Annotated in this window: 7 protein-coding genes and 1 riboswitch; of the genes, 1 reads left to right on the plus strand and 6 read right to left on the minus strand. The window is 76.5% G+C overall.

The genetic code is table 11. The features are described from left to right. Positions 1 to 115: 115 nt before the first annotated feature. From ACI780_RS24240 to ACI780_RS24250, 3 genes are all read right to left on the minus strand, one after another. On the minus strand, positions 116 to 1,000 hold the full coding sequence (locus ACI780_RS24240; protein WP_457006050.1) for a deoxyribonuclease IV: 885 nt from the start codon (positions 998 to 1,000) through the stop codon (positions 116 to 118). After that, positions 997 to 2,982: a Stk1 family PASTA domain-containing Ser/Thr kinase gene (gene pknB / locus ACI780_RS24245; RefSeq protein WP_457006051.1), complete on the minus strand. Its 1,986-nt coding sequence runs from the start codon at positions 2,980 to 2,982 to the stop codon at positions 997 to 999. The genes ACI780_RS24240 and pknB overlap by 4 nt, the downstream gene beginning before the upstream one ends. A gap of 197 nt (positions 2,983 to 3,179) precedes the next feature. Next, complete coding sequence (locus tag ACI780_RS24250) at positions 3,180 to 4,637, minus strand: glycine hydroxymethyltransferase (protein WP_457006052.1); 1,458 nt, start codon at positions 4,635 to 4,637, stop codon at positions 3,180 to 3,182. A gap of 26 nt (positions 4,638 to 4,663) precedes the next feature. Further along, positions 4,664 to 4,747, minus strand: a riboswitch (ZMP/ZTP riboswitch). 38 nt (positions 4,748 to 4,785) lie between these two features. Between ACI780_RS24250 and ACI780_RS24255 the strand changes: the two genes are divergently transcribed. After that, complete coding sequence (locus ACI780_RS24255; RefSeq protein WP_456870093.1) at positions 4,786 to 5,124, plus strand: Rv2175c family DNA-binding protein; 339 nt, start codon at positions 4,786 to 4,788, stop codon at positions 5,122 to 5,124. Positions 5,125 to 5,184: 60 nt separating this feature from the next. Here the strand turns inward: ACI780_RS24255 and ACI780_RS24260 are convergent, their stop codons facing one another. The 3 genes from ACI780_RS24260 to ACI780_RS24270 are packed head-to-tail and all read right to left on the minus strand — an operon-like array spanning position 5,185 to position 8,401. Next, positions 5,185 to 6,108 (minus strand): phytoene/squalene synthase family protein, encoded by a 924-nt coding sequence (locus ACI780_RS24260; RefSeq protein ID WP_456870094.1) that lies wholly within the window; start codon positions 6,106 to 6,108, stop codon positions 5,185 to 5,187. After that, positions 6,105 to 7,598, minus strand: a complete 1,494-nt coding sequence (gene crtI / locus ACI780_RS24265) for a phytoene desaturase family protein (protein ID WP_457006053.1) — start codon at positions 7,596 to 7,598, stop codon at positions 6,105 to 6,107. Before crtI ends, ACI780_RS24260 begins: the two co-directional genes overlap by 4 nt. A 2-nt stretch (positions 7,599 to 7,600) precedes the next feature. Next, complete coding sequence (locus ACI780_RS24270; RefSeq protein WP_457006054.1) at positions 7,601 to 8,401, minus strand: polyprenyl synthetase family protein; 801 nt, start codon at positions 8,399 to 8,401, stop codon at positions 7,601 to 7,603. Positions 8,402 to 8,456 lie beyond the last annotated feature (55 nt).

The following is an 8,456-nucleotide window of genomic DNA, read 5'->3' on the forward strand; positions in this document are numbered from 1 at the left end:
CCCCCCCCCCCCCCCCCCCCCCCCCCCCCCCCCCCCCCCCCCCCCCCCCCCCCCCCCCCCCCCCCCCCCCCCCCCCCCCCCCCCCCCCCCCCCCCCCCCCCACGAGGGCGCCCGGTCAGGCGGCGGAGGCCGCCTCGGGCAGCGGGTGGCCGTCGCGCAGCGCGCGGAGCAGGGCGATGTCGCGGGCGTGGCCGCGGTCGGCGCTGGGGGTCTCGACGACGACCGGCACCCCGGCCAGCGACGGGTGCGCCATGAGCTCGGCGAAGGCGGCCACCCCGATCGACCCCTCGCCGATCGTGGTGTGCCGGTCGCGCCGGGACCCGCGCTCGTCGAGGGAGTCGTTGGCGTGCACCAGCCCGAGCCGGCCCGGGCCGACGGTGGCCGTGATTGCGTCGAGGGTCGCCGTCGTCCCGCCGGGGGTGGCCAGGTCGTGCCCGGCCGCCCAGGCGTGGCAGGTGTCCAGGCAGACGCCGACCCGCGGGTGCCAGTCGAGCGCGGCGAGGTAAGGCCCGAGGTCCTCGACGGTGGCCGCCAGCGACCGGCCGCCGCCGGCGGTGGGCTCGACCAGCAGCCGCGGGCCGTCGTCGGGGAGCGCGTCGAGCACCGGCAGCAGCCGCTCGTGCAGCTGGCGCAGCGCGGCCTCGTAGCGGTCCTCGTCGACGGCGGACCCCGCGTGGACGACGACGCCGCGCACGCCGAGCTGCACGCCGCGGGCGAGGTCGGCGGCGATGGTCTCGATCGAGCGGTCGACGGTGGCCGGCGTCGGGGAGCCGACGTTGACCAGGAACGGCGTGTGCACGAACGACGGCACGCCGCGCTCGGCCAGGCCCTCGACGAAGGCGGCGTCCTGCGCGGGGTCGCCGGCGCTGCGCTTCCAGCCGCGCGGGTTGCCGACGAAGACCTGCACGGCCTGCGCGCCGACGTCGTCGGTGTAGCGCAGCCCGCCGGTGGCCAGGCCCCCGGCCACCTGGACGTGCGCGCCGACGGGGGTCGCGCTCACCCGAAGCTGAGCAGCAGGCTGACCTCGCTGCCCTGGTCGACGACGGTGCCCCCGCCCGGGCTCTGCCGGTACACCCGGTCGCCGGTGATGAAGGTCGACGTGGTGACCTCCAGCCCCGCCGCCTCCAGCGCGGCGACCGCGTCGGAGGCGCGCTGACCGGTCACGTCCGGGACGGTGACCTGCGGGACACCGACCGAGACCTGGATGGTCACCTCGCTGCCGTAGGGCGCCTCCTGGCCCGGCGCCGGGGTCACGGCCATGACCTGGCCGGTGCCGACGTCGGCGCTGCGGCCCTCGGTGCGGGCGACGGTGAAGCCCAGCGACTCCAGGTTGGACTGCGCGGCGTCGCCGGCCTGGCCGATGACGTTCGGCACGTCGACCGGCGCCCGGCCGCGGCTGACGTAGACGGTGACCGGCTGGTCGCGGCGCAGTTCGGTGCCGGGCTCGGGGTCGAAGCCGGTGACCGACCCGACCGGCACCTCGTCGTCGTAGTCCGGGACCTCGGTGGGGACGACGGCGATGTTCTTCAGCGCCTCGCGCACCGCCTCCACCGGCTGGCCGACGAGCTCCGCCGGGACGGTGAACCGCTCGGGTCCCCGGGACACGACCAGCTCGACGTCGGTGCCGCGGATGGCCTCCCCGCCGTCGGGGTCGGCGGAGATGACCTCGCCCTCGGGCACGGTCTCGCTGAACTGCTCGTCGAGGAACACCGGGTCGAGGCCCGCCTCCTGCAGCAGGTCCTCGGCCGCGGAGCGGTCGGCGCCGACGAGCGAGGGCACCTGGGTCCAGCGGCCCGAGCCCATCCACCAGCCGACCGCGCCCACGGTGACCGCCAGCAGCAGCACGACGGCCAGCGCGAGCCGCGCGCGGCGGCGGCGCAGGTGCGGGGCCAGGCCCGGCCGCACGGCGGGGGCCGGCCGGCGGCCGCCGACGTCGGTGGTCGGGCCGGCGCCCATGCCGGGCAGCATGCTGGTGCGCCCGCCGCGCGCGGACCGGCCGCCGCCGAGCACCTCGGTGCCGGGGTCGGCGGCACCCGGCTCGGTCTGCTGCCGGCGGGGCGGGCGGTTGGTCGGGCGGATGGTGGCCGGGCCGGCGGAGCTGCGGCCGGTGGGCACCGGAACCCGGGCCAGGCCCAGGTCGGTGCGCACGTCCTCGAGGTCGGCGAGGAACGCCCCGGCGTCCAGCGGCCGGACGGCGGGCTCGCGGCGGGTGGTGCGGGTGACCAGCTCGTCGACCTGCCACGGCACGCCGGGCACCTCCGCCGACGGCACGGGGACGTCGTGGTGCACGTGCTGGTAGGCCACCGCCAGCGGGGTGTCGCCGCCGTAGGGCGGGTGGCCGGTGAGCATCTCGAACAGCACCAGGCCGGCGGCGTAGACGTCGCTGCGGGCGTCGGCGCGGCCGCGCTCGAGCTGCTCGGGGGAGAGGTAGGCGACGGTGCCGATGAGCATCCCGCCGGTGTGGCTGGTCTGGCCGGTGCCGACGACGGCGCGCGCCAGGCCGAAGTCGGCGACCTTGACGGTGCCGTCGTGGCCGATGAGCACGTTCTCGGGCTTGACGTCGCGGTGCACGATGCCGGCGCGGTGGGCGGCGGCCAGCCCGGACAGCACCGGCTCGAGGACGGCGAACGCCTCGGCCACGGTGAGCCGGCCGCGGGCCTGCAGCAGGTCGCGCAGCGTGCGGCCGCGGACCAGCTCCATGACGAGGAACACCAGGCCCTGGTCGCTGCCCTGGTCGCTGACCGAGACGACGTTGGGGTGGCTGAGCATCGCCGCGGCGCGCGCCTCGCGGGTGAAGCGGCCGACGAACGTCGGGTCGTGCGCGAGGTGCTCGGCCATGACCTTGACCGCGACGGTGCGGTGCAGCCGCAGGTCGGTGGCGGCGTAGACGGTGGACATGCCGCCGCGCGCCAGCCGCTCCTCGAGGCGGTAGCGCCCCTCGAGGACGCAGCCGACCACGGGGTCGGTCACGGCGGTGTCCACACGCCGAGTCTAGGAGCGACCTCCGCCCGAGCGGTCGGCAGACGCGCAGGGGAACGGTCGGCCACACCCTCCCGTCACACCGGTCACGGGAGGGCCCGCGGGGATCAGGTGACCTGATCGTGCGGCGTCCTCCCTCACGGTGGGACGTGCGGGAGGACGCCCGACGATCAGGTCACCTGATCCCGGGTCGGCGCGGCTCAGGCGAGGTCGAGGCCCGGGTAGAGCGGGTGGGCGGCGACCAGCTCGGCGGCGGCCGCGCGGGTCTTGTCGGCCACGCCGCCGTCGACGGCGTACTTCGCCTTCGAGGGGGACCCGTCCCGCGTCGCCGTCGGGCTGGTGTGGGTGAGCACGTCGACGACGAGCTCGGCGGTGCGGTCGAACTCCGCCGCGCCGAAGCCGCGGGTGGTCAGCGCCGGGGTGCCCAGCCGGACGCCGGAGGTGTACCAGGCGCCGTTCGGGTCGGCCGGGATCGCGTTGCGGTTGGTGACGATGCCGGCGTCGAGCAGGGCCGACTCCGCCTGGCGGCCGGTGAGCCCGAAGGTGGAGACGTCGAGCAGCACGAGGTGGTTCTCGGTGCCGCCGGTGACCAGCCGGGCGCCGCGGCGCGACAGCCCCTCGGCCAGGGCGACGGCGTTGTCGACGACGGTCTGCGCGTAGCCGGCGAACTGCGGACGGCGGGCCTCGGCGAAGGCGACCGCCTTGGCGGCCATCACGTGCGGCAGCGGCCCGCCGAGCACCATCGGGCAGCCGCGGTCGACGGCGTCGGCGTACTCGGGCTGGCAGAGCACGAACCCGCCGCGCGGGCCGCGCAGCGACTTGTGGCTGGTGCTGGTGACCACGTGGGCGTGCGGCACCGGGTCGAAGTCGCCGGTGAAGACCTTCCCGGCGACCAGGCCGGCGAAGTGCGCCATGTCGACGACGAGCGTGGCGCCCACCTCGTCGGCGATCTCGCGCATCCTCGCGAAGTCGACCCGGCGCGGGTAGGCGGAGTAGCCGGCCATGAGGATCAGCGGGCGGAACTCCCGCGCGCGGGCGCGGACGGCGTCGTAGTCGAGCAGCCCGGTCTCCGGGTCGGTGCCGTAGGAGGACTGGGCGAACATCTTGCCGCTGATGTTCGGGCGGAACCCGTGGGTCAGGTGGCCGCCGGCGTCGAGGCTCATGCCGAGCATCCGCTGGTCGCCCAGGGCGTGCCGCAGCGTGGCCCAGTCCTCGTCGGTGAGGTCGTTGACGTGCCGCACGCCGGCGCGCTCGAGCGCGGGGGACTCGATCCGCTGGGCCAGCACCGCCCAGAAGGCGACCAGGTTGGCGTCGATGCCCGAGTGCGGCTGGACGTAGGCGTGCGGGGCGCCGAACAGCTCGCGGGCGTGCTCGGCGGCGAGCGCCTCGACGGTGTCGACGTTCTGGCAGCCGGCGTAGAAGCGGTGCCCGACGGTGCCCTCGGCGTACTTGTCCGACAGCCAGTTGCCCATGGTCAGCAGCACCGCGGGCGAGGCGTAGTTCTCGCTGGCGATGAGCTTCAGGGAGGCGCGCTGGTCGGCGAGCTCGGCGCCGATCGCGTCGGCGACCCGCGGCTCCACATCGGCGATGACCGACAGGGCGCTGCGGTAGGCGGTGGACGCCGCGGTGGCGTCGAAGGCGGGGGTCACGTCGGTCATGCGAGGGCTCCTGCGCGGTCGGTGGTCGGCTCTGCCCAGGCGCCCGGCGGGGGAGTCCAGGCCGCTCCCCGGTGGTGCCCCACCTCGATGCGCCAGTCACGGCCCGCCGCCGATCCTAGCCGCCCGGCCGGCGTCCTAGGCTCGGCACGTGCAGTCCGACCGCGTGCAGACGCTCACCCCCGCCGAGGTCGCCGACGTCCTCGGGGTCTCGCCCAACAAGGTCCGCCAGCTCGTCCGCGAGGGGAAGCTCATGGCGGTGCCGGGCAGCGGCAACAGCCGCATCCCCGCCGACTTCCTCCAGGACGGGGCCGTCCTCAAGCACCTGCCGGGGCTGATCACCGTGCTGCGGGACGGCGGGTTCAGCGACGCCGAGGTCTTCGACTGGCTGTTCCGGGACGACGAGTCGCTGCCGGGCACGCCGGTGGAGGCGCTGCGCGGGGACCGGCACACCGAGGTCACCCGGCGCGCCCAGGCCCTCGCGTTCTGACGGGACGGGGCAGAGGAAGCTCTGCGCACGTCTCGGCAGCGCAGACGTGCGCAGAGCTTCCTATGCCGGGCGGGTGCGGAGGCGGACGGCCTGGGCGCTCGCGAGGCGGCGGGCGAAGATCCCCAGCCGGCGCGGCTTGGACACCGTCACCCGGCGGTCGAGCACGCGGAAGTCGGCGCGCTCGATCTCGGTGAGGATGCCGCCGTAGAGCGCGGTGGCGGCACGCACGCAGTCGCGGGACTCCGGGGCGAGCATCGGCGTCCCGGGCGCGGCGTCGTCGTAGCGGCGGCGCACGATCGCGACCATCTCCTGCATCAGCGCCCGGAACCGGGCGTCGTACCGCTTGGCCTCGAGCTGCTCGCGGGTCACGCCGTGGGCGGCCATGACGTCGGCGGGCAGGTACACCCGGCCGCGGTCGACGTCCTCGGCGACGTCGCGCAGGAAGTTGGTCAGCTGGAACGCCTCGCCCAGCGCGACCGCGTGCGGCGCGGCCTCCTCCCGGGCGACGCCGGGCGCGGTGCCGAGCACGGGCAGCACCTGCAGGCCGATCACCGACGCCGAGCCCCACATGTACCGGTCGAGGGCGTCCATGTCGGCGTAGCCGGTGACGGTGAGGTCGCTGGTCATCGCGGCGAGGAAGTCGACGAGGTGCTCGACCGGGATGGCGTACCGGCGGAAGGTGTGCACCGTGGCCAGCCGCACGGGGTCGTCGGACCAGCCGGCCTCCAGCTCGGCCAGCAGCGCCCGGGACCAGTCGGCGAGGTCGGCCTCGGGGTCGGCGCCGGGGTGGTCGACGAGGTCGTCGGCGGTGCGCGCCGCGGCGTAGAGCGCGTGGATCGCCGGGCGCCGGTCGGCGGTGAGCAGCCGGGTGGCCAGGTGGTAGCTCTTGCCGTGCTCGGCGTTGACCGCCGCGCAGTACCGGTAGGCGGCGTCGAGGCGTTCCTGCCGCTCGACCTGGGTGAGGGGCCGCTCGGTGGCGGTCATGCCGGCACCGGTCCGGTGATCCGCTCGGCGGCCAGCCGGCCGGAGACGACCACCATCGGGACGCCGACGCCGGGCTGCACCGACGAGCCGGCCAGCACCACGTTCTCCGGCCCGCGGCGGGGCAGCGTGGGCGTCCGGAACGGGCCGGTCTGCCCGAAGGTGTGGGCCAGCGCGAACGGCGTGCCGGCCGCCATGCCCTGCCGGGCCCAGGTCAGCGGGGTGTCCACGTGCTCCACCTCGATCGCGTCGGTCAGTCCGGTCCAGCCGCGGGCCTCCAGCACGCCGAGGACCTCCTCGCGGTAGCGCGGGGTCAGCGCGTCCCAGTCGATGCCGGGGTTGCCGCCCGAGTGCGGGTCGAGGTTCGGCGCCGGCGCGACCACGCTGAGCACCTGCCCGCCGTCGGGCGCGAGCGACCGGTCGGTGACCGACGGCATGCTCACCAGCAGGCTGGGGTCGCTCATCGGCCGGCCGTCGCGGGTGAGCTCGTCGAACACCTGCCGCCAGGCCGCGCCGAAGCTGATCGTGTGGTGCGCCTGGCCGGGCAGCTCGCCGCGCACGCCGAGGTGCAGGGTCACGCAGGAGGGCGAGTAGACCGGCCGGCGGCGGCGGGCGAGGCCGGGCACCAGCCGCTCGGGCGCGTCGGTGGTGACGACGACGGCGTCGGCCGGCAGCCGCTCCCCGCCCTCGAGGCACACGCCGCTCACCCGCCGGCCGCGCAGCTCCAGCTGCTCGACGGTCGCGCCGTACCGGAACACCACGCCGGCGTCGGCCGCGGCGGCGGCCATCGCCCGCGGCACCGCGCCGATCCCGCCCACCGGGTGCCAGACGCCGGCGCCGATGTCGAGCTGGGCGATGACGGCGTAGGCGGCGATGGCCCGGAACGGCGAGACGCCGGCGTAGAGGGCCTGGAAGCTGAACAGCCGGCGCAGCCGGTCGTCGTCGAAGAACCGCGCCACGTGGCTCGACAGCCGGCCGAACCCGCCGCGGCGGGCCAGCGCCCACAGCTCGGGGCCGAGCAGGTCCAGCGGGGTGTCGAGGTTGCGGTCGATGAACGTGGTCAGCTGCAGCCGGTAGAGCTCGGCGAGGTCGGCGAGGTAGCGGCGCAGCGCGGCGGCCTCGGCCGGGCCGGCCAGCGCCTCGACCTCCGCGGCGAAGGCGTCGACGTCGGCGTGCACGTCGAGGTGCGAGCCGTCGGCGAACTGCGCCCGGTAGGTGGTCTGCAGGGGGACCAGCGTCAGCCGGTCCTCCAGCCGCTCGCCGACGGCGGCCAGCGTCTCGGCCACCAGCTCCGGGGCGGTGAACACCGACGGGCCGGTGTCGAGGACGTACCCGTCACGGGCGACGACGCCGGCCCGCCCGCCGGGGCCGTCGGCGCGCTCGACGACGGTGACCTCGCGGCCGGCGCCGCGCAGTCGCAGCGCCGTCGCGAGCCCGGCCAGGCCCGCGCCGATCACGACGACCCGGTCGGTCGCCCCGGGGACGGTGCGCACGCTCAGGCGGTCCGGGAGGTCGCGGCCACGGCGAGCGCGTCGAGGGCGGCGCGGGCCTCCGCGGCGATCGGGGCGGCGGCGATCGCGGCGCGGGCGGTGGCGGTGCGCTCGGTGATGCGCTCCTCCACCCGGGCGCGGGCACCGGTGTCCTCGATGAGCCGGCGCAGCGCGTCGAGAGCGGCGTCGTCGCAGTCGGGGTCGCCGAGGCACTCGCGCAGCAGCCGCAGCCCGTCGGCGTCGGCGCGCTCCTCGGCCAGCGCGACGAGCAGCGTCTGCTTGCCCTCGCGCAGGTCGTCGTCGGCGGACTTGCCGGTGACCGCCGGGTCGCCGAAGACGCCGAGGACGTCGTCGCGCAGCTGGAACGCCTCGCCCAGCGGCAGGCCGATGGCGGTGTAGACGTCGGCGGCGCGCGGACCGGCGCCGGCCAGCGCGGCACCGAGCTGCAGCGGGCGCTGCACCGTGTAGCCGGCGCTCTTGTAGCGGGCGACCGTGAGCGCGCCCTGCGGGCCGGGCAGGCCGCCGGCGGCGCGCAGCAGGTCGAGGTACTGCCCGGCGGTGACCTCGGTGCGCATGGTGTCCCAGACCGACCGGGCGCGGGACAGCGCGGGACCGGAGATGCCGGAGCGGCGCAGCAGCTCGTCGGACCAGACCAGCGCGAGGTCGCCGACGAGGATCGCCGCGCCGACACCGAAGGAGTCGCCGTCGCCGGACAGGCCGCCGTCGCCGTGCCGGGCGGCGAAGCCGACGTGCGTGGCGGGGCGGCCGCGGCGGGGGGGGGGGGGGGCCCCGCCTACACGACGTATCCAACCAGCGCAAGTTCACCCAAACAACGAGGCCGTCGCCTGCCCCCAACCACGC

Source organism: Geodermatophilus sp. SYSU D00814, from assembly GCF_054050055.1.

Bases quoted from the DNA above. Each gene is read 5' to 3' on its own strand.
- ACI780_RS24250 (WP_457006052.1), bottom strand. From the start codon at position 4,637: ATGACCGACGTGACCCCCGCCTTCGACGCCACCGCGGCGTCCACCGCC.
- ACI780_RS24260 (WP_456870094.1), bottom strand. From the start codon at position 6,108: ATGACCGCCACCGAGCGGCCCCTCACCCAGGTCGAGCGGCAGGAACGC.